The sequence below is a fragment of the Novosphingobium sediminis genome, assembly GCF_007991615.1.
GTDB lineage: Bacteria > Pseudomonadota > Alphaproteobacteria > Sphingomonadales > Sphingomonadaceae > Novosphingobium > Novosphingobium sediminis.
The window spans coordinates 62,907-89,162 of sequence record NZ_BJYR01000005.1; the positions used below are offsets into that span (position 1 = coordinate 62,907).

The following is a 26,256-nucleotide window of genomic DNA, read 5'->3' on the forward strand; positions in this document are numbered from 1 at the left end:
CAGCGCTTACCGGACGCGCGCCATGCGGTCCATCCACGGCGCGACAGGCCCGGTGGCGGCAAGGAACGAGCGGATTGAGTCCTCCGGCGATGGGCCATCCCCTGCTTCGGCGGAGAGGATCAGCGCCATCGTCGCGCGAGGGCGGAGCAGCAGGCGATCTTCCATGTTGGCGAGCTTGAGACGGGTATTGCTGCCCGTGAGCAATTCGCCGGTGCGCAGCCACGTTACAGCAAGGCGGTGGACCGGCCCCGGCGCCTGAATCACATCACTCTTCGCCTCGGTAAAGCTGGTTCCAGGCGCTTCCCACGCCCAGCGACTGCCCATCGGCAAGGCGCCCTGGCCAAACCCGCCTGCCTCCTTGCCATCGCCTTGCGCCGCATAGAGCGCGAAGGAGAGATCGACCACGTGGCCCTTGCCGTCAGCAAAGCGCGCCACAAGCCGGTGATCTGCGCCAGTGTGCAGCGGATACCATTCGGCTTTGGGCGCGGTGGCATCGAGTTCCCAGCCGGGCACCGAAGGCAGCGCAATATAGGCGGGCATCGGCGCAGCGATGCGGTTTGCTGCTGCGCTCCATGCCAGACCCGCCAACGCAAGCGCCGCGACTGCGCCGAGCGCCGCAGGCGCGGGCAGCGCCATGCGCTCAAGCCGGGCGAGCAGCGGCGATGCGGCAATCGCCTCGCCGTCAACAAGCGGAGCATCGACCTTGCGATCAAAGAAGCGCCAGCCGACCACCATGACCAGCCCCATGACCAGCGCGAAGAACACCCAGCCGTAGAAGACATGATCGAAGCTCGCGGCAAATTCGATGCCGCGCCAACTGGCGATGTAGATCGTGCCCCACGCGCGCACCCCGTTGGCCAGCACCGGCACCACGACCGAAAGCGCCATGAAACCCGCGCGCCGCCACCAACTTGCAAAGCACACGTTGGAGACCAGTGCACCATAGGCGATCATCGCGATCAGGAACTTCACGCCCGAGCAGGCTTCCGCCACCTCGAAATAGCCGAAGCGGGTGGTTATGAAGACGCCGTCGATGGAGGCCGGGATCTGCGTGATCGCCAGCAGCACCATCGTCAGCTTGGCGGTGATCGTCTGCAGAAACGGGATCAGTTCATCACCGAAGGGGACCAGCGCCAGCATATAGCCAAGGGGAAACAGCTGCGCGGCGGCAACGCGCGGCCCCAAGAGCGCGAGCGCAGCCCCTTGCAGCATCACCACCGCAGCGAGTTGCCGCGCAAGGCTCAGACCGGAGAAATCGCCAAGCACCCACAGGAACACCGCGCCGGCCATCACGACAAGCCCGGGCCACCACGCGCGCGGTGTGATCCGCGCTGTCTCGCTGGAGCGCTGCATCGCCAGCCAACCCAGGATTGGCGGAATCAGCAGGATATGGTTGTAGGTCGAACTGTCCCACCACTGCCGCACCATGTCGCGCCAATCGCCGAAGAACAGGGCAATGAGGACAAGCCACGTCGCGGTGAGCTGGATCAATGGCGTGCGCCAGTGTGCCGGCACCCGCGCCATCAGGCCTGCAGGACGTGCCGGAAGCGTTTGCTCAGGCTGCATCGGACTGCGCTCCGATCAGCGCACACAGCGGTTCAAGCACCCGGTCCCACCCGCATTCATCGACGACGAAGCGCCGCGCAGCCGTCCCCATCGATTGCGCTGCCGCGGGGTCTGCCAACAGCGCAAGCGCGCGGCCGGCAAGCGCGAGCGGAGCCTCGGCGAGGGCGAAATGCTCACTATCCGTGCCGCCAATGCCGGTTGCCGCTGCCGGTGTCAGCAGCACCGGGCGGGCCATCGCCATGGCTTCAAGCACCTTGTTCTGCACCCCGCGCGCGATCAGCAGCGGTGCCGTGACGATATCCGCGCCTGCCAGCCACGGCCGCACATCGGGAACCGCACCGGTCACAAGCGTACCATTCAGCCCGCCGAGCGCCCGGACCGCCGGGGTTGGCGCACGGCCGACAATCGCGAAGCGAGCCTGCGGATGGGCCTGCCGGATCAGCGGCATCACTTCATGCGCGAAAAGTTCAACTGCAGTGATGTTGGGCGGATAGTCCATCTGCCCGGTGAACACGATGCTGGGGCCATCGCCCGCAAGCTCTGGCGCTGGTTCGACCGTGGCCGGATCGAATAGCTGGGTATCGATGCCATTGCCCAGTGCGCGGACATCAGGGCGAGCAGCGCCGCTGAGGCGGCTTTCGAACAAGGCGCGCTCTTCGCTGCTGACGAACAAGCTGGTCGTCGCCCGGCGCGCCGTCGCCTCCTCGAACCGGCGCAGCAGCCGTGCCTCGCGCGCATAGAGCAGGCGGCGCGGCAGGGCGCCGGTCTGGGCATATGCCTCGAACTTCGCCGAATCGACATCGACGAAATCCATCACGACCCGGCCCCGGAATTCGGGCGGCACATATTGCGCCATCTGCCCGGAGAACACGAAAATGGCCGAGATCGGCCGGGTCTGGAGCACCTGATTCACCCAGCGCTGCAGCTTCGCGGAAGAAAACGCCGCGAGGCTGACCGGCAGCCCCTGCCCCAGCGCCGCGAGGGCGGCGAGCGGAAGCGGCGCACTGCGACGCACGATGCAGCGGCTTGCGGCAATCGCGGCAAGCTCGCCTTCCTGCGCCAGATCTGCCGCGTCATCGGCCAGCGCACCGACGTGAACCGGGGCAAGCTCGGCGATCCGGCGGAGCAGGTGGTTCGAGCGGATCTTGTCCCCCCGATCGGGCGGAAACGGCACGCGGTGCGCAAGGAACAGAACCTCGCTCATGCCAGCCCCCGCGCGATGAACGGCCCGACGCGGTTTGCCACCCCCAGCGGTAGCTTCTGCCACAGCGCAATCTTGGCCTTGTAACGCGGGCTCAGCGGATTGACATCGCGGGGAGGTGCGCCATCGGCGCTCCACACGGCATAGCTCAGTGGCTGCGGCTCAAAGCCCCAGTTGCGTTTGAAGTGGTAGGCGCCTGTATCGGTCTTGGAACGGCCAAAATCGAACCGGTCGCAGCCGCGCCTGCGCGCGTGGCACATCAGCGCATAGTACATGACGTCATTGGCGCGGAGGCTTCGCGCGGCATGAACGCCGCCGCCCCAGTATGGCATGACCGCGCCGCGATGATAGAGGCTGAGCACCGAGGCCACCGCGCGGCCTTCGTGCAGGACCGTCAGGATATCGGCGTCTGCACCGAAGGCATCCATCACTGCTTCAAACAGCGCGCGGGGAAACACCGGCGTACCGAGATTGCGGACGGATTCGGCGTATACGGCGTAGTGCCAGTCGCGGTCCTGCGCCTCGCGGCCGACGCGGACGTCCAGCGCATTGGCCAGCCCCTTGCGCACTTCGGCGCGCTGCTTGCGCGGAATCCACGTTAGCTGCGCTTCATCATCGGCGGCGAGCGGCGCGACAAATCCGGCATGGCTATCGCGCTTGATATGCCATGCCGCGTCCGCGGGCATTACTCCGCCGCGCACTTCCACCGTCGGGCAAGTCAGCCGCCGGGCAAGTTCGGTCGCAGCTGCAAAGAGATCGCGTGCCGCATCGGGATCACCCAGCAGGCCGCCCCCCACGGCAAATCCGGTCGAGACCAGCGCACGGCCAAACAGCGGCGAATGCGCGGCATGGAGCGGCAGCAGCGCGGCAATCGCACCCTCGCGCTCCGCCAGCAGCACATGGGCCGGGTGGCCAGTCGCACGGGTCACAGCCTCCAGCCACTCGGGCCGGTGGAACGGTGTCGCATTTTCGGCTTCCGAGACAAAGCGCGCAAGCGCGCCCCGGTCACCCGGATCGGCGAGGCGAATCTTGGTCAACGAGGGGCGGAACGGCGCGTTCACGCGGTGACCTGCTCGGCATCGAGCCGCGCGGCTTCGGCGGCGACGACGGCGTCCATCCGCCCCCAAGCAAAGGCGCCCAGCAGCCGCTGGAGCTTGCCAGCCATCGCAGACAGGTTGGTATAGTGCCGAAAGCGCGAGCGCAGCGGCGCATCAGTACGGCGCGGCTGGCCGGGATCGACTTCCCATGGGTGGAAATAGAATGCGGCCGGCCGTCCTTCGCGGCGGTTCACGCGGTCCACCGCCCAGTGCGAAACGGCATAAGGAAGCAAACGGAAGAACCCGCCGCCGCCAGCAGCCATCCGCCGCCCGGCCAATTCCACCGTCGTCACCGGCACTTCTACCAGCGGCGAACCCGCAACCGGGCGGAACGCGAAGCGGGGCGCCTCGCGCCAGCCGTAGTGATCGTGGACGATCGGCGCGACGCTGGAGGAATAAGCATAGCCATGCCTCGCCAGCACCTCGTGCGCCCAAGGCGTGCGCGCATCGATCGAAAAGCTGGGCGCTCGGTAGCCGGTCACCGCGCTGCCGCTGGTGTCTTCAAGCACGGCCCGCGCCCGGGCGATATCCTCTGCAAACGCAGCCTCGCCCATGGCAAACACGCGCTTGTGGTCCCAACCGTGGCTGGCGATCTCGTGACCCTGCGCGGCGATCCGGCGCATCATCGCGCCGTGCCGCTTTGCCACCCAGCCCAGCGTGAAGAAGGTCGCCTTGACCCCGGCCTCGTCAAACAGCGCCAGTACGCGGTCGCAGTTCGCCTCGACCCGGCGGTCAAGCCCATCCCACTCACCGCGCGCGATCACATGCTCGAACGCGCCAACCTGGAACCAATCCTCGACGTCGACTGACATGCCGTTGAGCACGGCACCAGACGGCAGCGGGTGACCAAGATCGGGGCCGGACATGGTGTCGTCGGTCCTTTCAGTTCAGGCTGCCCGGCGGGGCGATTCGCTTTCGAGCCATTCGATCAGCATCGTCAGCACGTGGCGAATGGCCTGCTCCTGCTCGGCGCCGCGCGCTTCGAGCGCGACGATGCGCTGCTGCAGCGCGCCAAGCGCGGCTTCCAGCGCCTCGGTCCGCGCATCGCTGGCGGAAGCCGCAGCCGGGGGTGCGGGCATATCGGCCAGTTCGAGCACTGCTTTCTGCAGCTCGACGATCTGCTCTGCGTGAGTCGTCAGCGCCTTCTGGAGCCCGGCAAGCGCTGCAATCGCCGACGAAGGCACTTCGGCTGCAGCAGCCGCTGGCACTTCCTGCGCAATCAACGGTGCAGGTGCTGGTGCGGGGGCAGCCGGATCGGCCAGCGATCCATCCCGCTCGAGATCGGCAAGAACTTCGGCCAGCATTGCGCTGTCGATGTGGGTCTTCTGCTCGACCGCTCCCATCAGCAGCAAGCGGCCGACCATCTGGTTGATCCGGCGCGGCAGACAGCCGGTCGCGCGGCCCAGATCAGCGAACAGGCCTTCATCGAACGCAGGGTTGCCGATCCAGCCAACGCAGGCGAGACGGTGCAGCACATAGGGCCCGACTTCGGACGGCTCCATCGCCTCGAGGTGGTGCGTCGCGATGACGCGCTGGCGCAGCTGCTCAAGGCGCGGAGAATTCTGCAGGAGATCGCGGAACTCGGGCTGGCCGAGCAGCAGGATCTGCAGCAGCGGATGCGCACCAAGCTGGAAGTCGGAGAGCATGCGCAGCTCTTCCAGCGCCTCGATCGAGAGGTTCTGGGTCTCGTCCACCACCAGCAGGCAGCGGCGCCCGGCGCGCGCTTCCTCGTGAAGGAACGCCTCGATCATGCCGAGCGCGCTGGCCTTGTCGTGGCCGGAAACCGCAATTCCAAATGCGCGCGCGGCCATGTGAACCATCTCGCCGCCATCGAGCCGGCTCGTCACGATCTGCGCCGCAGTCAGCCGCTGGCGGTCGATCGTGGCAAGAAGATGCGCGGCCAGCGTCGATTTGCCAGCCCCGACCGCGCCCGTGATGACAATGAAGCCTTCCCCCTGCGCAAGGCCATAACCGAGATAGGACAATGCCTTGCGGTGGGTTCCGCTCTCGAAATAGAACTCGGGATCGGGAGTAAGCTGGAAAGGCCGTCCGGTCAGCTGGTAGAACGTATCGTACATCGTGGGGGACGCCCTCTTCAGAAGTTGTAGCGCAGGCCGACCTGACCGGTGGCGATCAGATCGTCGGAGAAGGCCTTGCGGTTGATCATATCGAGGCCGACCCCGGCATTGCCGACAAGCCGGCGGGTAAACTGGTGCGTGAGACCGGCATTGACGCCGAAGGAATTCACATCGGCCAGCTCGGAAACGCCCGACTTGTACCAGCTGTCGTAGACGGCAACGGTGAAAGCGGTGAGCCGGTCGATCGGCCCTGAAATCTGGCCGCTCACGTAGAAGTTCTGATCGGTGCGGCCGTTGGCGGCCTCAAGCACGGTGCCCTTCGCCCCGATGAACTTGCGCCGCAGATAGCCGGCCCCCAACCCCATGCGCAGCTTGCCAAGCGAATGGCTGTACGATGCCGAAACGCCCCGGGTGCGGAACGCCGCCGATGCGATCGAGCCCAGTGCGCCATTCACGCAGCCGCCGCTTTGCGCGCCGGCCGCGCAGCCCGAGATATCGCCGCTGAAGGGATTGCGATCAGCCGTGAAGTCGGTCGGCAGGCCGCGCACCGCGTTGCCGATGGTCGAACCGAAGCCGCTTACCGCATCAAACACGTCGATCTGCAGCGCATTGCGCGCGTTCGGTGTGTACGACAGCGAGCCGTAGTAAGTCATGCTGTCATAGCGGCGACCGACGAAGGCGCTCAGCGAGGTGCGCCGGCTGGGGCGCCACATCACGCCGACATCCCAGGTCAGGCCGGTAACATCATAGGCAATCTGGCGCGGCTTGGACTTGTCCGTAACATAGCGCCCATCGCTGCCCACAACCGGCACGCCGCCCGGTCCGCGCACGGCATCGCGTGAGGAAACCTTCACGTCCTGCCAGCCCACATCACCGATCAGCGCAAGTTCCTGGTTGATCGGCAGCGTTGCCTGCAACCCGGCGCGAAGCTCACGCACACGCTGGTCGAGGTTGGCGATGTCTTCCTGATTGTAGGCGCCGCTTGCGGTCAAGCCGATCGGCAGCACTGTACCGGGCGCGACGCCGACTGACGCCTGCGCAGACTGCGCCACCGAGTGATTGAAGATATCACCTTGCGGCTGCGGCTGCCCCGCGGGCAGACCCGTTACCGGAAGCCGCGGTGTGTTCACCTTGGTATAGCCAAGAAGATAGGAGCCCTTGACCGCGACTTCACCCACATGGGTCGAAACCGCAGGCCCGGCATAAAGCGAATAGACTTGCGCCACCCGGTCGCCCGTCTCCACCGAGCCGAGGCGCGACGCACCGCTCGGATCGAACCGTGTACGCGTAGCGAGGCCGCCGGCCTCGATCGTCAGTTCGCGCGGGACAAGATCGTGACGCACGCGGGCAAGACCAGAAATCGTGTCGTTGCTGACGATATTGCCGCTTTCGGCAAAGCGCCGCTCATAGCGGACCGAGACCGAGCCTTCGGTTCGCCGCCCGGTCAGCGAGGCATCGACGCCAACTGCCACGCTCGAATAGGTCAGCGTCTCGTGCGTTGGCTGAAGCCGGGCAAGCACGCTCTGGCTGAGTTCGATGTAGGGCTGGATCTTCATCCGGCCGCTGCCGCCGGCATTACCCAGGCTCCGGCCGCCGCTGCGGGAATCGCCACCGCGCGGCGCATCCGTCCCCGATGGCGCGCTGTCCCCGCCGGAGATCGCCTCGCTGTCGCCGGGATCGCCATAGGGCAGCGACTGTGCGTGCGCCGTGCCGGAGAAGAGCGTTATGGCCAGCGCGCTGGCCATGAATGCATGGGTCGATATCCGCGCCATGGTCATTCCTTGTACCCGTAGTAGGAGCCAAAGCGGCGCCCGGTGGGTGAGAAGCGGGTGCAGTTGAGCAGGAGCTTGATGTCCTCGCAGCCCGAGAGAATGCCGACGGCATCGCGCAGCGCCGCTTCGCCGGTCTGGTCAGCGCGCACCACCATCAGCGCCTGGCCGACATGATGCGCGAGTTCCGAAGCGGGCGACGCCGCAAGGACCGGCGGACTGTCGAAAATGACGATGCGGTTCGGCGCCTGCGCGGTAAGCCGTGCGAGGACCTGCGCCGTATAGGCCGAGGCGAGGTGCTCGGTATCGTGGCCTGTTGAATTGCCCGCAGGCAGCACGAAAAACCCGGCAATATCGGTGCCGATGATGCAGTCCTCGACCGCGATATCGGGATCAGCCAGTGCATCCATCAGGCCGCGTCCACCCGGCAGCCCCAGCGCCGAAAGCACGCTTGGCTTGGCGAAATCGGCGTCGACAAGCAGCACTTCGGTGTCCTTCTCAGCCGCGATCGACAGCGCGAGATTGACGGCGCAGAAGGTCTTCCCCTCACCCGGGTGCGACGAGCAGACGAGAATGCGGTTGCCGTGCGGCGCACCGCGTCCGGCGCGCGATTCCGCTGCCGTCATCAGCAGCTGGCGCTTCACGATCCGGAATTCCTCGAGCAAGCCCGTAACCGGCCCCTCGGGCTCGATCAGGCTCTGCTCGCGCAGATGCTTGCGATCGATCGGATGGAATACGCCGCGAAAAGCCTGCCGCGCCGGAATGCCATCAAAGGCCGGCGGAGCTGCTTCAGGGCGTGCCGGCGGCGCAACGCGCTGGACCGGCTGCGCGGGTTCGGCCGCTTCGGCCGAAAACGGTGCACGCTCGCGCGGTTCGGGCAACTTCGGCGCGAGCGGTGCCTGAAATGCGCGCAGGTCGAACGTCCCCGCAGCCCGCTCGATCAGCGAGCGCGCCTCGGACGTGTCCTTGGGAACCGGGATCTTGCTCTGTTCGGTCATGATCTCATCCGTTCCTTCAGGCGACCATGCTGCGTTTCATGAATTCGATCGCAAGGAGTACGACCATCACGAAGGCGAGGCTCGCAACGCCTCCCGCAAACCATTTGAGCTGCCGCCAATATTGAGCACGCGCCGGACGCGTCAGTGTCAGGGTTACCGAGCCGACCACCTGCATGCCGGTCGCCCGCTCGAGCTGGCCGGTCGTCGCGTAAGTCGAGCGCAGCTGGCCGACTGCGAAAGCGCTGCCGCAGCCCGCCGCCACGCCTACGATGAGGACGAGGAACAGCAGCATCGGCCGATCCGGTGCGGATGGCTTGCGCGGCGTCGTCGGCGGATCGATCACTTCGAACTTCACCGCATTGCGCTCGGTTTCGACCTGCCCGCGCAAGCGCAGTTGCTCGCGGTCGCGCAGCAGCTTGTCGTACTGTTCCTTGAGCACGTCATAGTCGCGGTTGATGCGGGCCGCTTCAGCGGCAAGGCCGGGCTCGCTGAACTGGCGGCCAGTCAGCTGAGCCAGTTCCTGGTTGAGCGAGGTGCGGCGCGATTGCAGCGCCACGATGTTGGCCTCGCGGTCTGCCTTGATCGACTGGAGCGAGGAGTAGGCAGGGTTGGGCATACCCGCTGGGCCGCTGTCCCCCGCGGCCGCGCGCTGGAGGGCCGCGACTTGCGCTTTCATCGCGATCACATCGGGATGGCTGTCGGTAAGGCCCCGCGCGCGCATCCCGCTGAGTTCGGCCTGCGCCTGCGCCAGCGAACCCTTCGCACCGCCGCTCACGCCCGGCATCATGATCGTCGGCGGAGTGCCCGAAAGCTGTCCGCGCACCGAGGCGAGCGCACTCTGTGCTGCCAGCAGATCCGATTCGACCCCGCGCAGTTCCGCGCGCGCACCTTCGATCTTGCTTGAAAGCGAGCCATTGCCCGGCATCATCTCGGCATTCTTCGCCTCGAACGCCTGGCGCTTCTGTTCGGCCGCCTCGAGGTCCTTCTGGCGATCAGCCAGCTGCTGATCCATGAAGGCCAGCGTGTCGCTCATTTCACCGCGCCCGCCGGCAAGGTTTTCCTCGCGGAAGATGTCGATCATCTTCTGCACGACATCCTGCGCAAGCTTGGCGTTCTGGACATCGGAATAGGCCTTGCTGCCCGAATATGCGCTGATCTCGAACAGGTTGTCCTGCTGGCTCACAACCTTGATGTTCTTGCCCAGCGCGGCAACTGCGGCCTCCATCTCCTTGTCGGACGTAACCTTGTCGCCCAGCCGGGTAGCACGCACGACCTTGGAGAGATTGACCGAGCTGGTCAGCGTCTGGCGCACGCGCTCGATATCGCGCTTGCGGTCGCCGCCGATGCCGATCTGGTCCGAAAGGACGTCGTCGATCTGAACGAAGATGCGCGCTTTGGATTCGTAGGTATTGGGCACTGTGGCGACCACCAGCCAGCCGAGCAGGCAAACCAGCCAGGCCGCGCCCAGCGCCAGCCAACGCCGGTGCCAGATGCCGTAGAGCGCGATGCGCACTTCTTCGTAGATGCTCGTCATGCGGCGCGCATCCTCAGAACGTGCTTTCGGGAATGATGATGACATCCCCGGGCATCAGCATGACATTGGCGCGGGTATCGCCCTTGCGCAGCAGATCCCCGATCCGCACGCCGTATTCCTTCTGCTGGCCGGTCTGCTTGTCGAAACGCACCAGTCGCGCCTTGTTTCCGGCGGCATATTCGGAAAGACCGCCCACCGCGATCATCGCGTCGAGCAGCGTCATGTTGGCGCGGTAGGGGATCGAGGCCGGCTTGCCAGTGGCGCCGACAATGCGCACCTGCTGACTGAACGTGCCCGAGAACTTGTTGACGATGACCGAGACGATCGGTTCCTGAATGTACTGCGAAAGCTGGAGCTTGATGTCCTCGGCCAGCATCGAGGGGGTCTTGCCCACGGCCGGCATGTCGGTGATGAGCGGCGTGGTGATGCGCCCGTCAGGCCGCACTTGCACCGAGGCGCCGAGCTCCGGATTGCGCCAGACGAAAATGGTCAGGTCGTCGAGCGGCCCGATTACGTATTCCTCGCCCGGGCCTTCCTGCAAGGCCACGAAGGACGCTGGCGGCAGTTGCGCGCTTCCACCGCCGCCTGCGCAGCCGCCGAGCATGAGGCTCAGCGTGATCGCTGACCCCAGCATGCCGGCCATCTGGCGGGAAACACGCGTATACTTGGGCATTGAACGTCCTTTGCGCGCATCGGGCAGGCTGTCCCATTCGTCCCGCGGCGGGACCATGGGGACCTCCCATGACTTCCCGGCTATCGCCAAAAAGGGTGAAGATACCGTTAGTCCTGATGCGTAAGCTGGGATCCACACAAGCGGATTTCCGCCAAAGTCCCGTAACGGGACGGCGCTCGGGCTAATCGTTAATACCTAGAAATCAGGCCCTTGGGTTAACCAGACGTTCAGCCGCAGGGCCGTGTCCAAGGAAGTGGACAGGGCTTGCGCTCGCGCCGTAGGCACCGGCGCAAAATACCGCGACGAGATCACCCTCTTCGGCGCGCGGGAAGCCGCCCTTGTCGGCCAGCCGGTCAAGCGGGGTGCACAGGCAGCCGACGATGCTGGCTTCCTCTTCGGGTGCCAAGCCAAACTTCGTGGCGATGGCACTGGGGTAATTGCGCCGAACCACAGTCCCGAAGTTGCCGCTTGCCGCCAACTGATGATGAAGGCCGCCATCGGTGACGAGAAACACCTCGCCGTGGCTCTCCTTCCGATCAACGATACGCGTCAGATAAACGCCTGCTTCGCCAACAAGATAGCGCCCCAGCTCAATGCAGAACGCGGTGCCATGCAGCACATCGGGCAACGCGGCGAACTGCTCGCCAAGAGCCGCACCCACCGCTGCAAGATCGAGCGGCAAATCGCCCGGAAAATAGGGGATGCCAAAACCGCCACCAAGATTGCAGGCTGGAAGCGCAGCGCCGCTTTCCTCCGCCAGCCGCGCCGCCAGCGCAATCGTGGCGGCCTGCATTTCGGCGATCGCGGCAGCGTCGAGCGTCTGGCTCCCGGCGTAGATGTGAAGGCCGCGCCACTCTGCGCCTGAAGCAATGATCCTTCGGGCCAAGGCAGGCACCGCCGCCGCGTCGACACCAAAGGGCTTGGCGCCGCCGCCCATCTTCATCCCCGATCCCTTGAGATCGAAATCGGGATTGACCCGGATCGCCAGCCTTGGCGCGCAGCCAAGTCGTTCGCCGATCGCCAGTGCCCGCTCGGCTTCGCGCGCGGATTCAAGGTTCAGCGTCACGCCCCGGCTGATCGCGGCCTCAAGATCCTCATCGCGCTTGCCCGGCCCGGCAAAACTGATCCGCGCGGCCAGCACCCCCGCCGCCTCTGCCATCGCAAGTTCGCCGCCAGAGGCGATGTCGAACCCGTCGACCAGTCCCGCCACATGCCTCAGCAGCGGCGCGAAAGGATTGGCCTTCATCGCATAGTGCAGCCCCAGCCGCTCCGGCAGCGCCGCGCGCAACGCCGCGACCCGTGCCGTGACGAGCGCACCATCATAGACAAACAGCGGCGACCCCGCCTCGGCGACAAGATCCGACGCCTTGCACCCGCCGATGGCGAGCTCGCCATCGATCACGGCAAATCCGGAGGGAATGGGGCCGAGCGGCTTCATGGTTCAGCCCTCTCGCACGGCGTCCGATAATTCCTGGTAAAGACCCGCCCGGTCGAGCTTGCCATTGGGGCTCAGCGGCATCTCTGCGCGCCAGTGGATCACTCGGGGCACCATGAAACCGGGCAGATCGCGGGCCAGCGCGGCAGGCAAAGACTGCGCCGCTTCGTCGGGATCCGCCTTCGCGCGCGCCACCAGATGGATCGCCTGCCCCAGCGCCGGATCAGGCATCCCCAGCGCCACAGCCTCGGCCACCAGCCCGGTCGCAATCGCTGCGTCCTCCACTTCCTGGGGGCTGACCCGGTTGCCGGAGGTCTTGATCATCGCATCGCGGCGCCCGGCAAAGTGCAGCAGCCCCGCCGCATCGCGCCGCACCCGGTCGCCCGACCACACCGCCATGCCGCCCACGCGCGAGAACGCCGGCGCCGGCTTGAACCGCTCCGCCGTGCGCTCCGGATCCAGCCAATAACCCTGCGCCACCAGCGGGCCGGCGTGGACGAGTTCGCCCTCCTCATCCGGCTCAGCCTCGCGCCCGTCATCCGCGACGACAATGACTTCGGCGAACGGGATCGCTGTGCCCATCGAAGTCGGGTGCGCATCGACCAGCGCCGGATCGAGATAGGTCGAACGGAACGCCTCGGTCAGCCCGTACATCGGGAATAATCGCGCCTCCGGAAACCTTGCTCGCAGCGATCGGACCAGCGGTTCGGTCAGCGCCCCACCGCTGTTGGTCAATCGACGCAGCTTTCGCGCCGCCACTTCGGGCCAGTCCAACTCCACCAATTGCACCCACAGCGGCGGAACGGCGGCCAGCGTGGTGATGTCATGGCGCTCCACCGCCTTCGCCACATCGCGCGCGGTCAGATAATCGAGCGGAACCACAGCGCCGCCAGCATACCACGTCGAGAGCAGCTGATTCTGGCCATAGTCGAAGGCGAGCGGCAAAACCGCCAGCACGCGGTCATCATCTGCCAGCCCAAGGTAATGCGCGACGCTCACCGCACCGAGCCACAAGTTTGCGTGGCTGAGCATCACGCCCTTTGGCCGCCCGGTCGAACCGCTCGTATAAAGAATCGCCGCAAGATCGTCCGGTGCCGCCTGCGAAGGGCCGAGCGGCGCAAGCCCCTCGACCGCAGCCCACACCGCGCTTTCTTCATGCGCGACGGCGGCGGCCAGATCCCCATCCTCGAGCGTCGCCAGCCGCCCGGCGTTCGAGATCAACAGCAGCGCGCCGCTGTCACTCAGGATATGCGCGACTTGCGCGCGCTTCAGCAGCGGGTTGACCGGCACATGCACGAGCCCTGCCCGCACTGCCGCCAGCGGTATCAGGCAGGCAAGCTCGCTCTTGGGCAGCCATGTCGCCACCCGCGCTCCCGGCTCCGGCACGGCAGCCGAAAGCCACGCCGCCAATTGTCCTAAACGCCGATTTAACGCCTGGAAGGTAAGCACGTGCGTCTTGAAGACCAGCGCGGGCGCATCCGGTCGCCCCTTGAGCGCAAGGTGATCGAGCGGGAACAAGGTCGGATCAGGCGCTGAGGGCAAGCGGCTCTCTCGGGTGCAAAGGCGGGAAACTGAGTTTGGGTATCACGGTCTATCACGCTGATTTGCAGGAAGCGCAAGCTGACCCGGCGCTCGCCGCGTTGCTCGGCCGCTCGCCTGCCAGCGCGCCATTCGACCGGCTGGACTGGCTGACGCTGCTTGCCGAGCATTGCCTGCCCGGCGCCCCCTGCAAGATCGCCGTCGCGCGCGAAGGCGATGCACTGGCCGCGCTCCCTTTCCGCGAAGGCCCAGAAGGCGCGGGACCGCTTGGCACTTGGTACAGCTTTTTCGTCCGGCCGCTGACGAACGCGCCGCAGCGCGCGCCAGACCTGTTCGCTGCCATCGCGCGCAGTCTCGCACCCACCGGTGCAGCGCGCCTGTCGCCCATGCCCGAAGCCGAAGCTCTGGCCCTCGCCGCAGCCTTCCGCGCGGCCGGATGGATCGGCATTGCCGAACCCTGTGACACGAACCACATCCTGAGCCTCGAGGGCCGAAGCTTCGAACAATACTGGGCCGCCCGCCCCGGCGCCCTGCGTGAAACCGTCCGCCGCAAGACCGCGCGCGGCAAGGTTACACTCCGGATCGAAAGCACCTTCAGCGATGCCGATTGGGCCGCCTACGAAGCGATCTATGCGAAAAGCTGGAAGCCCGAGGAAGGCAATCCGGCGTTCCTGCGCGCCTTCGCCATGGCCGAGAGCGCGGCTGGCGCGCTGCGCATGGGGATTGCCGAAATCGATGGCGAGGCCGTCGCTGCCCAGTTCTGGACCGTCGAAGGCGGCACTGCATGGATCCACAAGCTCGCTCACGATGAAGCCCACCGCGCCCACTCACCCGGCACCCTGCTGACCGCCGCGTTGTTCCGCCATGTGATCGACGAGGACCATGTCCACACGGTCGATTTCGGCACTGGCAACGATGCCTACAAGCGCGACTGGATGGAGGAGCAGCGCCCCCGCTACGCGCTGCAGTTCTATCGCCCCGCCGCCGTCGGCCACTGGCCCGCGCTGGCACGCCTCGCCGCCCGCCGCCTGCTGCGCCCGCGTATCCAGCCTGCGCTTGTTTCACCGCAGACTGCTGGCTAAGGCGCGTCATTCCTTTTGAGCACAAGGCTTTACCCCGTGACTTTGACCGATCAGACCGACACCGACTTGCGCAGCCTGCTGAACGATGTGCTTGGCCTTGGCCCCGCGCGCACCGCAGCGCTAACGGCAGACAGCGGCCTGTTCGGCGCCTTGCCCGAACTCGATTCGATGGCCGTCGCCAACCTGCTCACCGAAATCGAGGATCGCTTCGGCGTGGTGATCGAGGACGACGAAGTCGATGGCGACATGCTCGGCACATTCGGCGATCTCCTCGCCTTCATCAGCGCCAAGCGCGTCGGGGCCTGACCCGAGCTTATGCCGGCAACCTGGCCCTGCCCCGGACCTGCCGGCATTGCCGATGAACTCGCAGTCGTCTTCGACAGCGCACGGCAGGTTCGCCTGCTGATTGTTCCGCCGCTGTTCGAGGAAATGAACCGCACGCGGCGGATGCTGATCGAGACCCAGCGCCGGCTTGATGCGCTCGGCGTCGATTCAATGCTGCCCGATCTCCCCGGCTGCAACGAAAGCCTGCAAGCCTTCTCCGCGCAGAGCCTGCGCAGTTGGCGCGATGCCATGGCCGCCGCCGCGGGCCACTTCGCCGCGACGCATGTGCTGGCGATCCGCGGCGGCGCGCTGGTGTTCCCCACCCGCCTTCCCGGTTGGGTGCTGGAGCCGGTCAAAGGTACATCGATCCTGCGCCAGTTGCTGCGCGCCCGCATCCTTTCGGCCAAGGAAGCCGGGCGCGAGGAAAACAGCGCGGAACTGCTGGAACTGGGCCGAAACCAAGGCCTCGAACTCGCCGGCTACCGCCTTTCGGCAGCCCTTGTCGCCGGGCTCGATGCCAGCCTGCCCGAGGACGAAGGACAGCGCGTGATCCGTCAGGCCGAACTCGGCGGCAGCGCCCTGTGGCTCAGCAGCGAACCGGGTGAAGACCCTGAGCAATCCGCCGCGCTCGCAAGGATCATCGCTGGCGAGGCGGCGGCCTGATGCGCCGGCATCTCACTTTTCCCTGCGGCCACGACACCCTCGTCGGCACGCTCGACATGGAAGCTGCGACCGACTCAACCGGCGTTCTATTGGTCTCTGGCGGACGTGAACTGCGCGCCGGAAGCTGGGGCGGTCAGGCCCAGTTGGCGGCGCGGCTTGCTGCCGTCGGTGTCCCCGTCTTCCGCTACGATCGTCGCGGCATCGGCGAAAGCGAGGGCGCTGATCCCGGCTTCCAGAACACGCGTGACGATATCGCCGCCGCCCTCGCCGCCTTCCGCATGGCCGTGCCAACGCTGCGCCGCGTGATTGCGTTCGGGAACTGCGATGCCGCCGCCGCGCTCATGCTGCACGGCGCAGACATTGGCCTCGATGGCCTCGTCCTCGCCAATCCGTGGACATTGGAAACGGACGATGCCGAAGCCGCATCCCCCACCGCGATCCGCCAGCGCTATCTCGCCAAGCTCGCCAACCCGCGCGAGGTCCTCAGGCTCCTGACCGGCGGCGTGAACCTCGCGAAGCTGGCGCGGGGCATGCGCGCAGCGGCCTCAAGCGCACCCAAATCGGCGCTGGTCGATCAGATGGCCGCAAACCTCATGCGCTTCTCCGGCCCGGTCACGATCCTGCTCGCGAGCGGAGACCGCACGGCGCAGATGTTCGAAGCCGTCTGGCCCGCCGAAGATGCGCGCATCCAGCGACACGCCAGCAGCGGACACAGCTTTGCCGGCGAAGAAGCGCAGGCGTGGCTTCTGGAACGCCTGCTCGAGGCAGCGCGCTAGAGCGTTATTCCGCTGCCACCGCCTGCGCTGCCGCAAAGGCATGCTCGGCAAGGAACCGTTCGGCATCCAACGCAGCCATGCATCCCGTCCCCGCCGCAGTCACGGCCTGACGATAGGTGTGGTCCATCACGTCACCGCAAGCGAACACGCCCGGGATTGCCGTCTTGGGCGTGCCCGGCTGCACCACGATATAGCCGCTCTCGTCGAGTTCGAGTTTGCCCTTGAACAGTTCGGTCGCGGGCGCATGGCCGATCGCCACGAAGGCGCCATCAGTCGCCAGTGAAGAAGCCTCACCCGTCACCGTATCGACCAGTTCGACCGCTTCGAGCACACCGCCCGCCGCTCCGGTAAAGCGAGACACGGCCTTGTTCCACAACACCTTGATGCGCGGATTGCTCATCAGGCGGTCCTGCAAGATCTTCTCGGCCCGCAGACTGTCCCGGCGGTGGATCAGCGTCACTTCGGGCGAGTGGTTGGTGAGGTAGAGCGCCTCTTCGACCGCCGTGTTGCCGCCGCCGATCACCACGACCTTCTTGCCGCGATAGAAGAAACCATCGCAGGTGGCGCAGGCCGAAACGCCCTTCCCGCCGAACTCCTGCTCGCCCGGCACGCCCAGCCAGCGGGCCTGCGCGCCGGTCGCGATCACGAGCACGTCGCCTTCATAGACATCGCCGCTATCGCCGTGCGCGCGGAACGGAGGGCCATCGAGGCTCACTTCAGTGATCGTGTCCCACATCATCCGCGTGCCGACATGCTCGGCCTGAGCCTGCATTTCCTGCATCAGCCACGGGCCCTGGATCACATCGCGGAAGCCCGGATAGTTCTCTACATCGGTGGTGATCGTAAGCTGCCCGCCGGGCTGCAAGCCCTGCACCACGATCGGCTCCATCCCCGCGCGCGCGCCATAAATGGCGGCGGAAAGCCCGGCCGGGCCGGAACCGATGATGAGCATGCGGGTCTTGTGCGTGGTAGCCATGAAGTCCTCCAGAGGGAGCGGGAAATAAGGTGCGCCTGCGCGGATTACGAGTCCCGCCTTGGGGCTAATCCCCGATTTAACCTTGAGCGGCCTCGAAGACAGACCAACCGGTCCGCGCCGCCAGCCGCTCCAGCGCCAGTGCACCAAGCTGTGAATTGCCCTTGGCGTTGAGGCCGGGGGACCACACCGCAATGCTCGCCGTTCCCGGCACTACCGCCAGGATCCCGCCGCCCACGCCAGACTTGCCCGGCAAGCCCACCCGGAAGGCGAACTCGCCCGAATTGTCGTAGTGTCCGCACAGCATCATCAGCGCGTTGATCCGCCGCGCGCGCTGCGGAGTGACGATGCACCGACCCGTCGCCGGGTCGCGCCCGTCATGCGCAAGGAACCGTCCCGCCATCGCGAGTTGCCGGCAGCTCATGGCAAGCGCGCACTGATGGAAATAGACCCCCAGCGCCTGCTCCACCGGATGCATCAGATTGCCGAACGAGCGCATGTAGTTGGCAAGCGCAAGGTTGCGATAGCCGGTTGCAAGCTCAGCCGCCGCCACGCTCGCATCGATGCTGATAGTCTCGTCCCGCGCCAGACCGCGCACGAAGCGCAGCACGCCCGCAATTGCCTCAGCCGGTGTGCCACTCGCAAGCAGCACGTCGGCCACCACGATCGCTCCCGCGTTGATGAAGGGATTGCGCGGGATGCCCTGCTCCGTTTCGAGTTGCACGATCGAATTGAACGCACTGCCCGAAGGTTCGCGCCCAACACGGCTCCACAGCGCATCGCCGATCATCCCGAGGGCAAGAGTCAGCGAGAAAACCTTGGAAACCGATTGGATCGAAAACGGCTCCTCGGCATCCCCGCCCGCGTGGACAGTCCCGTCCGCCATGACGACCGCGATCCCGAACCGGTCCGGCGAGACGCAGGCGAGCGGCGGGATATAGTTTGCCACCTGACCCCGATCCGTCATGCCGCGCATTTCTTCGGCAATGTCAGCTACGATCGAGGCAATGTTTTTCATAAACTTATGGATCCTAGTTCAAGTGTTGTTTGAACCAGTCAACAATTCGCTCGAGCCGGTCTCGCTGAAAGCTTGGCCGCGCAATGCCATGGTTCTGCTCTGGATAGCCGACGAGCCGGGTGGGCACGCCCGTGATCTTGAGCGCCTGATAGAGCTGCTGCCCGCCGATCAGCGGCACGTTGTCGTCCGCCATGCCGCCCATGAACAACGTCGGCGTCTTGATCCGGTCGGCGTGGAGCAGCGGCTCTGACAGCCGCATCCACAGCTCCGGCTCCTTCCACGGCGCACCTAGCTCCTGCGTGTATTGCTGGACGTACTGGTCCACCCCGAACAGCGCGAAGATATTGCCTTCGCCCGCGCCGCTGAATGCCGCCTTCAGGCGGTTGTCACGCACGATCAGGAAGTCGGTCAGGATGCCGCCATAGCTCCACCCGCCAGCGCCGAGCCGCGCCGGATCGGCAAAGCCCTGCGCAATCGCCCAATCGAGCGAGGCGTGGAGATCAGCGACCTCCTTCTGGCCCCAATCGGCTGCGATCGCCGCCGCATAAGCATCGCCCCGGCCCGAGGAGCCGCGATAGTTCGGCATCAGCACAGCATAGCCTTGCGCCGCGAGCAGTTCGGCGATCATGCTGTAACCGTCGACTGCATGGATATCCTGCGCATTGGGCCCGCCATGAATCCACAGCAGCGTCGGAACTTTCACCCCTGCTGCTACGCCTGCCGGACGCACCAGCAGGCCATGGACATCGTTGCCGTCCTTGGCGGTTGCCGCATAGTCTTCGACCTTGGCCCAGGCGACCCGATCCGCCACCGACTTGTTGTGCGATGTCAGCAGCTTGAGACCGCCTTTTGCGTCAAGCGCATAGACTTCCGCCGGCTTGCCATCCCCACTGGCGAGCACCGCCCGCGGTGCGCCGGGCACCACTGAACCGCATTGGCCGAGCACGGAAAGCGTACCGTCATTCAGACGCCGTAACATGCCCTTGGCATCGACCACGGCGGGCACTTCATGCCGGTCTTCGGACAGCACGACACCGATCTGACCCGCGCCGAGGTCCACCGGCGCGTTGACGAAGATGTTGGCCGTCGAGGGCACCATGCGCGTTGCGCCGGTCGCCACTACGGTTTCGGCCAGATGCGGCTGGCCATATTGGTCTGCCTTGCCGCCCGGCCCGACCAGATGCGTGATCTTCGTGCCATCCGCCGACCAGATGAGCGCCTGCCCCGGAGCCCCATGCAGCTTGGCCACGACCTTCGGCGCCGCGCCTGCCCTGGCCTCGACTACAGCCAGCCATTGGCCGCCAAGGTCTGTCAAATCCACAGTATGATCAGTCAGATAGGCGACGGACTTGCCATCGGGTGACCACTCGGCCGTCGTGACATCGAACGAATCCGAAGCCGTCAACCGCGTCTCGGTCTTCGTGGCCACATCGAACAGGGCCAGATGGACGTGGCTCTCGGCGGTGATGAAACCCACGCCGTCCTGCTTGAACTTCACATCGTTAACCACGACCGGAAGCGGGCGATCTTCGTCGTCCTTCGGCGGTTCGGGCGCAGGATCGCTGATCATCAGCAGCAGCGTCTTTGAATCCGGCGACCAGCGGAACCCGGCGATATCGCTTTTCACGTCGGTCAGCTTGCGCGCCTCACCCCCGCGCCGATCGAGCAGCCAGATCTGCGCCTGCTTGTCTTTCCCGCGCTTGGAGAGGAACGCGATGGATTTGCCGTCCGGGCTGAACGAAGGCGCGCTCGCGATGTCCTCACCGCTCGTCAGCTGCAGCGGCATGCCACCGGCAAGGTCTGCAAGCCACAGCGCATTGCGCCGCTTGTCTGCCTTCAGATCGGCCTCGCCAACCACATAGACGGCCTGCTTGCCATCATGTGCACAGTCGAGCCCGGAGAGCGAGCGCAGCGCCATGATGTCGTCCATGGTGACCGTGTGGCGGGCCGCAGTTCCATCGCCTTCTGCCATGGCGGGCAGCGCCGCCGCCAGCGTACACGCCGCAATGCCCCAGCCAAGACCCTTGCGCCAACCCCTTACCGCCATTGCTGTTTCCCCCAAGAACCGGACAGGCAGCGAGAGTAACCACACCATCGCGGTGCAAGCAATCAGCACCTTATTTCCATGACATTACGGGCTATCCGGCTAGGATGTTTCGATGGCAGGCCATCTGGAATTCAATACATCGATGAGCGATGCGCTCGTCGTTCTCGGCGCGGCAGGCATAGTGATCCCCGCTTTCGCCCGCGCTCGGATCACGCCGGTGATCGGTTTCATTCTTGTGGGCGTGCTGGTCGGTCCCTTCGGCCTCGGCCGCCTCGTCGGCCAGATTCCGCAGCTCTATTACATCACGATCAGTCGCCCCGAAGCGATTGCACCGTTTGCCGAACTGGGCGTGATCCTGCTTCTTTTCGAGATCGGCCTCGAACTCTCGTTCGGCCGCTTGTGGGATATGCGCGCGCAAGTCTTCGGCCTTGGCGCGGCCAAGCTGCTTCTCTCCGCAGCGCTGCTCACGCTGGTTCTGATGGGCATGCATCACGATGTGCCCGCGGCGGCAGGACTGGGCATCGCCCTCGCGCTGTCCTCCACCGCGCTGGTCCTCCCGATTGCCGGCACCCAGAGCCCGGTGGGCCGCAAGGCCCTGGCGATGTTGCTACTGGAAGACATCGCACTCGTGCCGATCATCTTTGTGCTCGGCGCATTCGGCCCGGGCGGAGAAAGCGGCACGGCCCTGTTCGACACACTCGTGCGCGGGGCGATCATCGTGGTCTTGATGCTCACCCTCGGCCGCTTCCTCCTGCCGCGCCTCTTTGCCAGCGCGGCACGCACGAAGAGCCCTGAGCTGTTTCTCGCCTTCAGCCTCCTCGTGGTGATTGCCGCCGCGCTGGCCACGGCCGGGGCGGGTCTTTCTCCGATCATGGGCGCGCTGCTCGCCGGCCTGCTGATTGCCGAAACGGACTACTCGCGCGAAGTCGAGGCCCTTACCGCCCCCTTCAAGGGCCTCGCACTCGGTGTGTTCCTGATCACCGTTGGCATGGGGATCGATGTTTTCGAAATCTGGCGCCAGTTCGGCGCCATCGCGCTCGGCGTGGCATCGGTGCTTGCCGCCAAGGCAGTCGTCACCGCACTGCTCCTGCGCATGGGCGGCGCGAGCCGGGGCATCGCCGCCGAAGCAGGCCTGCTCCTTGCCTCACCCTCAGAAACGACCCTGATCGTGCTATCCGCCGCCGCAGCCGCGGGCCTTGTTGGCCGCGAGAACGCGCAGTTCTGGCAGATCGTCACTGCGCTCGGCCTCACACTGACCCCACTGCTTGCGATGATCGGCCGCCGCATTGCAAGCGCAGTGGACCGCCCGCAGGACGCCCCCGTCATCGACATGCCGAGCGATGCCACCGGTCAGGCGGTTGTGCTCGGCTATGGCCGCGTTGGCCGGATTGTGGGCACCATGCTGGCGCGGCACGATGTCCCCTGGCTCGCTATCGACGCTGACCCGGCGCTGGTTACCCAGGCCCGCGCTGCGGGCGTTCCAGTGGTCTACGGCAACGTCGGCAATGCCGAATTGCTCGCCAAGCTACACCTCGAATCCGCCCGCGCGGTGATCGTCACCATGGACGAACCCGTCCTCGTTAGCCGCACCGTTCGCCGTATCCGCGCCGCACACCCGGACCTGCCGATCATCGTACGCGCGCGCGATGCCGACCACGCCGCCGAGCTCTACCGCGCCGGTGCTAGCGATGCCGTGCCCGAAACGCTCGAAAGCTCGCTCCAGCTCTCCGAGGCCGTCCTTGTCGACATGGGCGTCGCGATGGGCCCGGTAATCGCCTCGATCCACGAAATGCGCGACGAACTGCGCGAGGCGATCATGAAGGGTGGTGGGCTGGACGAGAAACCGCGCCTCAAGGCAGCGGGGCTGCGGGATCGACTATAGTCGCCCCAGACGGCGCCGCCGACTTGGTCAGAGCAATCCGTTGCAGCTGGTCCGCAATGGGTGCAATCTGAACGCCAACGGGGAGGCGCGGGGCATGAGCACGCAGGTATTGGAGACAAGGACCGGCTCCTTGTCCCGAAGCGCCGCAGAAGACAGCGACGCGCGTTTCTTTGTCTGGCTGGCCGCTGCCTGCGCGATGATCGGCATCGGCGGCTTCATCCCGACCTACTGGCTGCAAGTGCCAGCCGGAACGTTCATCGGCACACCGCTGATGCACCTCCATGGCCTGCTGTTCTCGGCCTGGGTCTTGCTGCTCTTGGTACAGAGCTGGCTGATCGAACATCGCCGCTATCGCAACCACCGCGCATGGGGGCTGCTCGGGGTTGCAGTGGCGAGCATGATGGTCGCAGTCGGCACCGCACTCGCGGTGCGCGGGTTTGCCAAGGAAGTGGCGGTCTATGGCGATGCAGCGCGCCGGTTTCTGATCGTGCCATTGTTCGCCATGGCCGCTTTTCCGGTGTGCATGACCTTCGCCATGATCAACGTCCGCCGCAGCGACTGGCACAGACGACTGATCTTCGTAGCAACGGCATCGTTGCTTGGAGCCGCACTCGCGCGTGTCTTCTTCACTTTGATCGTGGGGTTTGGGCCCGGGATGCGCCCCGGAATGCAGGCGCCGCTCCCGGTGAATGCCACGCTGCTGCCCGTCATGCTGTCGAACATCGTGATTGTGGCAGGCATGGTTCACGATTGGCGAACACGCGGCCGCCCGCACCCGGCATGGGTTATCGGCCTTTGCGCGCTTGTTGCGGGCGAACTGCTGCGTACGCCTGTCGCCTCAACCGTAACTTGGCTTCACTTCACCGATTGGCTGCTGACAGCATCCTGAGCCGCCGCGCGCCGCCGACTAGCCCGCCAACACGCCCTTCGCCGCCGCAATGGCATCAGCCGCCTTGCTGCCATCCGGACCGCCGCCTTGCGCCATGTCGGGCCGTCCGCCGCCGCCCTTGCCGCCCAGCGCCTCGACACCGGCACGCACCAGATCGACTGCGCTGAGCTTGCCGACCAGATCCTCGGTCACTGCTGCCGCGATGCTGGCCTTGCCCTCGTTCACTGCGACGATCACCGCCACGCCCGAACCCATGCGTGCCTTGGCCTGATCGAGAAGCCCGCGCAGTTCCTTGGGGTCCATGCCTTCCAGCACCTGACCCGAGAAGGTCACGCCGCCAACCTGCTCGTCAGCCGGAGCCGCCGCAGCGCCGCCACCCGAAGCGCCGGCCAGTGCAAGCGCCTTCTTCGCCTCGGCGAGTTCTCGCTCCAGCTTGCGCCGCTCGTCGACCAGCGCGGCCACGCGCGCTTCAACTTCGTCGGGGGAGGAGCGCAGCAGGCCAGCAGTGCGCCGCAGCGATTCTTCGCGGCCCACGAGATAGGCACGCGCACCAGCGCCCGTCAGCGCCTCGATACGCCGCACGCCAGAGGAGACCGCACTTTCGCTCACCACGCGCAGCAGGCCGATATCGCCCAGTGCGCGCACGTGCGTGCCGCCGCAAAGTTCGACCGAATAGGCCTGTGTGCCCGCAGCGCGGCCCATGCTGAGCACGCGCACTTCATCGCCATACTTCTCGCCGAACAGCGCCATCGCGCCCGCAGCAATCGCGTCCTCCGGGCTCATCAGGCGCGTCGTCACCGGCGCATTGGCGAGGATCTCGGCGTTTACTTCATCCTCGATCGCAGCGATGTCATCGGCGGTCAGAGCAGCCGGATGCGAGAAGTCGAACCGCAGCCGATCGGCCGAAACCATCGAACCCTTCTGCGTGACATGCGCGCCAAGACGGCGGCGCAGCGCTTCGTGCAGCAGGTGCGTTGCAGAGTGGTTCGCCCGCGTCGCATCGCGGCGCGCGACGTCGATAGCGAGCTGCACCGCATCACCCACCTTGACCGCGCCTGCTTCCACAGTGCCCTGATGCGCATGGAGGCGGCCCAGCGGCTTAGCCGTATCGCTAACCGCGATCCTCAGGCCCTCGTTGGTGCTGATCGTGCCGGCATCGCCCATCTGGCCGCCGCTCTCGCCGTAGAACGGGGTCTGGTTGGTGATGACGGTAACGGTCTCGCCCGCCGCCGCCTCGCTCACTTCCTTGCCGTCCTTGACCAGCGCAACGACCACACCTTCGCCGACATTGGCGGTGTAGCCGGTGAACTCGGTCGCGCCTTCGCGCTCGGCGATGTCAAACCACACTTCGCTGTCGGCGGTTTGGCCGGAGCCCTTCCATGCCGCGCGAGCTGCCGCCTTCTGCTGCGCCATCGCCGCTTCGAACCCGGCCCGGTCGACACTCACGCCGCGCGCACGAAGGGCGTCCTCGGTGAGGTCATAGGGGAAGCCGTAAGTATCGTAGAGCTTGAACGCGGTCGCGCCAGGCAGGCTGTCGCCCTCACCCAGATCGCCCGCTTCCTCGTCGAGCAGCTTGAGGCCATTGGCCAGCGTGCGGCGGAACTGCACTTCTTCGCGCAGCAGCGTCTCTTCAACCAGCGGCTGTGCGCGGCCAAGCTCGGGAAACGCCTGCCCCATTTCTGTGACGAGCGAACCCACCAGCCGGTGCATCAGCGGTTCCTTCGCGCCGAGCAGGTGTGCGTGGCGCATCGCGCGGCGCATGATCCGGCGCAGAACATAGCCGCGCCCCTCGTTCGAGGGCAGCACGCCGTCTGCCAGAAGGAAGCTGGAAGAACGCAGGTGGTCCGCGATCACGCGGTGGCTTGCGCGGCTGTCGCCCTCGGCCTTGGTGCTGGTCAGGCTCTCCGAGGCCGCGATAAGCGCCCGGAAGGTGTCGGTATCGTAGTTGTCATGCTCGCCCTGCATCACCGCGGCGATGCGCTCGATGCCCATGCCAGTATCGATGCTCGGGCTCGGCAGGTTCGTGCGGGTGCCGTCAGCCGCCTGCTCGAACTGCATGAACACGAGGTTCCAGATCTCGATGAAGCGGTCGCCGTCCTCGTCCGGCGAGCCCGGAGGCCCGCCGAAAATGTGATCGCCGTGATCGTAGAAGATCTCCGAGCACGGGCCGCAGGGGCCCGTGTCGCCCATCGACCAGAAGTTGTCCGAAGTCGGGATGCGGATGATGCGGTCGTCCGAAAGGCCGGCAATCTTCTTCCACAGGTCGAACGCCTCGTCGTCGGTGTGGTAGACGGTGACGAGCAGCTTGTCCTTGGGCAGCCCCCATTCGCGCGTCAGCAGGGTCCAGGCATGGGTGATCGCCTGATCCTTGAAGTAATCGCCGAATGAGAAATTCCCCAGCATCTCGAAGAAAGTGTGGTGCCGCGCGGTGTAGCCCACGTTGTCGAGATCGTTATGCTTGCCGCCAGCGCGCACGCACTTCTGCGAGGAGGTCGCCCGCTTGGTCGAGCGCGTCTCGAGCCCGGTGAACACGTTCTTGAACGGGACCATGCCCGCGTTCGTGAACATCAGCGTCGGGTCGTTGTACGGCACCAGCGGCGCCGAAGGCACGATCTCGTGCCCGGCGGAACCGAAGTAGTCGAGGAAGGACCGGCGGATTTCGTTCGTCGAAGTCATGACAAGCCGATTAGGCGAGCGCTCGGCGCGGAACAA

The 26,256-nt window shown here is 65.9% G+C and carries 21 protein-coding genes; 6 read left to right on the forward strand and 15 right to left on the reverse strand.

All coding sequences use genetic code 11. The annotated features are described in order from the left end of the window. Nucleotides 1-6: 6 nt before the first annotated feature. From xrtA to NSE01_RS03610, 11 genes are all read right to left on the reverse strand, one after another. Entirely contained in the window at nucleotides 7-1,566 is a 1,560-nt protein-coding gene (gene xrtA / locus NSE01_RS03560) for an exosortase A (RefSeq protein ID WP_174811985.1), read from the reverse strand. Continuing rightward, the gene (locus tag NSE01_RS03565; RefSeq protein WP_147158256.1) at nucleotides 1,556-2,770 is read right to left on the reverse strand and encodes a TIGR03087 family PEP-CTERM/XrtA system glycosyltransferase; all 1,215 of its coding nucleotides are present in this window, start codon (nucleotides 2,768-2,770) and stop codon (nucleotides 1,556-1,558) included. Before NSE01_RS03565 ends, xrtA begins: the two co-directional genes overlap by 11 nt. Then, a complete protein-coding gene (locus tag NSE01_RS03570) occupies nucleotides 2,767-3,828 on the reverse strand; it encodes a FemAB family XrtA/PEP-CTERM system-associated protein (RefSeq protein WP_147158257.1) in 1,062 nt (353 codons plus the stop codon). Before NSE01_RS03570 ends, NSE01_RS03565 begins: the two co-directional genes overlap by 4 nt. Continuing rightward, nucleotides 3,825-4,730, reverse strand: a complete 906-nt coding sequence (locus tag NSE01_RS03575) for an XrtA system polysaccharide deacetylase (RefSeq protein WP_174811986.1) — start codon at nucleotides 4,728-4,730, stop codon at nucleotides 3,825-3,827. Before NSE01_RS03575 ends, NSE01_RS03570 begins: the two co-directional genes overlap by 4 nt. Nucleotides 4,731-4,751: 21 nt before the next feature. Continuing rightward, the gene (locus NSE01_RS03580; RefSeq protein WP_147158258.1) at nucleotides 4,752-5,942 is read right to left on the reverse strand and encodes an AAA family ATPase; all 1,191 of its coding nucleotides are present in this window, start codon (nucleotides 5,940-5,942) and stop codon (nucleotides 4,752-4,754) included. A 17-nt stretch (nucleotides 5,943-5,959) separates the two neighbouring features. Next, on the reverse strand, nucleotides 5,960-7,714 hold the full coding sequence (locus tag NSE01_RS03585; protein WP_246135013.1) for a preprotein translocase subunit YajC: 1,755 nt from the start codon (nucleotides 7,712-7,714) through the stop codon (nucleotides 5,960-5,962). Nucleotides 7,715-7,716: 2 nt separating this feature from the next. Next, a complete protein-coding gene (locus NSE01_RS03590) occupies nucleotides 7,717-8,709 on the reverse strand; it encodes a P-loop NTPase family protein (protein ID WP_147158259.1) in 993 nt (330 codons plus the stop codon). A 16-nt stretch (nucleotides 8,710-8,725) separates the two neighbouring features. After that, complete coding sequence (locus NSE01_RS03595) at nucleotides 8,726-10,243, reverse strand: XrtA system polysaccharide chain length determinant (RefSeq protein ID WP_147158260.1); 1,518 nt, start codon at nucleotides 10,241-10,243, stop codon at nucleotides 8,726-8,728. 13 nt (nucleotides 10,244-10,256) lie between these two features. Further along, on the reverse strand, nucleotides 10,257-10,886 hold the full coding sequence (locus tag NSE01_RS03600) for an XrtA/PEP-CTERM system exopolysaccharide export protein (RefSeq protein WP_371863199.1): 630 nt from the start codon (nucleotides 10,884-10,886) through the stop codon (nucleotides 10,257-10,259). A gap of 232 nt (nucleotides 10,887-11,118) precedes the next feature. Then, nucleotides 11,119-12,354, reverse strand: coding sequence for a pyridoxal-dependent decarboxylase, exosortase A system-associated (locus tag NSE01_RS03605; protein WP_147158261.1), 1,236 nt, complete (start codon nucleotides 12,352-12,354; stop codon nucleotides 11,119-11,121). Nucleotides 12,355-12,357: 3 nt separating this feature from the next. Continuing rightward, complete coding sequence (locus NSE01_RS03610; protein WP_147158262.1) at nucleotides 12,358-13,893, reverse strand: acyl-CoA ligase (AMP-forming), exosortase A system-associated; 1,536 nt, start codon at nucleotides 13,891-13,893, stop codon at nucleotides 12,358-12,360. Between the two features lie 35 nt (nucleotides 13,894-13,928). On the opposite strand from NSE01_RS03610, the gene NSE01_RS03615 reads away from it, so the two are divergent. Genes NSE01_RS03615 through NSE01_RS03630 form a run of 4 tightly spaced genes read left to right on the forward strand, consistent with a single transcriptional unit; the run spans nucleotide 13,929 to nucleotide 16,735 of the window. Further along, entirely contained in the window at nucleotides 13,929-14,972 is a 1,044-nt protein-coding gene (locus NSE01_RS03615; RefSeq protein ID WP_307725964.1) for a GNAT family N-acetyltransferase, read from the forward strand. A 42-nt stretch (nucleotides 14,973-15,014) separates the two neighbouring features. Beyond that, nucleotides 15,015-15,278, forward strand: coding sequence for an acyl carrier protein (locus NSE01_RS03620; RefSeq protein ID WP_147158376.1), 264 nt, complete (start codon nucleotides 15,015-15,017; stop codon nucleotides 15,276-15,278). 9 nt (nucleotides 15,279-15,287) lie between these two features. Continuing rightward, complete coding sequence (locus NSE01_RS03625; protein WP_147158263.1) at nucleotides 15,288-15,959, forward strand: alpha/beta hydrolase family protein; 672 nt, start codon at nucleotides 15,288-15,290, stop codon at nucleotides 15,957-15,959. Beyond that, nucleotides 15,959-16,735: a hydrolase 1, exosortase A system-associated gene (locus tag NSE01_RS03630; RefSeq protein WP_147158264.1), complete on the forward strand. Its 777-nt coding sequence runs from the start codon at nucleotides 15,959-15,961 to the stop codon at nucleotides 16,733-16,735. The genes NSE01_RS03625 and NSE01_RS03630 overlap by 1 nt, the downstream gene beginning before the upstream one ends. A gap of 4 nt (nucleotides 16,736-16,739) precedes the next feature. Here the strand turns inward: NSE01_RS03630 and trxB are convergent, their stop codons facing one another. The 3 genes from trxB to NSE01_RS03645 form a co-directional block, all read right to left on the reverse strand. Further along, complete coding sequence (trxB, locus tag NSE01_RS03635; protein ID WP_147158265.1) at nucleotides 16,740-17,711, reverse strand: thioredoxin-disulfide reductase; 972 nt, start codon at nucleotides 17,709-17,711, stop codon at nucleotides 16,740-16,742. Between the two features lie 76 nt (nucleotides 17,712-17,787). After that, entirely contained in the window at nucleotides 17,788-18,726 is a 939-nt protein-coding gene (locus tag NSE01_RS03640; protein ID WP_147158266.1) for a glutaminase, read from the reverse strand. A 13-nt stretch (nucleotides 18,727-18,739) separates the two neighbouring features. Continuing rightward, a complete protein-coding gene (locus NSE01_RS03645) occupies nucleotides 18,740-20,773 on the reverse strand; it encodes a S9 family peptidase (protein ID WP_170233752.1) in 2,034 nt (677 codons plus the stop codon). A 112-nt stretch (nucleotides 20,774-20,885) separates the two neighbouring features. Here NSE01_RS03645 and NSE01_RS03650 point away from each other — a divergent pair, with 112 nt between their 5' ends. Continuing rightward, nucleotides 20,886-22,655, forward strand: coding sequence for a cation:proton antiporter domain-containing protein (locus tag NSE01_RS03650; RefSeq protein WP_147158268.1), 1,770 nt, complete (start codon nucleotides 20,886-20,888; stop codon nucleotides 22,653-22,655). A gap of 130 nt (nucleotides 22,656-22,785) precedes the next feature. Next, nucleotides 22,786-23,544, forward strand: a complete 759-nt coding sequence (locus NSE01_RS03655; RefSeq protein WP_147158269.1) for a hypothetical protein — start codon at nucleotides 22,786-22,788, stop codon at nucleotides 23,542-23,544. 18 nt (nucleotides 23,545-23,562) lie between these two features. On the opposite strand, the gene alaS is transcribed toward NSE01_RS03655, so the two are convergent. Continuing rightward, nucleotides 23,563-26,220, reverse strand: a complete 2,658-nt coding sequence (gene alaS, locus NSE01_RS03660; protein WP_147158270.1) for an alanine--tRNA ligase — start codon at nucleotides 26,218-26,220, stop codon at nucleotides 23,563-23,565. Between the last annotated feature and the right edge of the window lie 36 nt (nucleotides 26,221-26,256).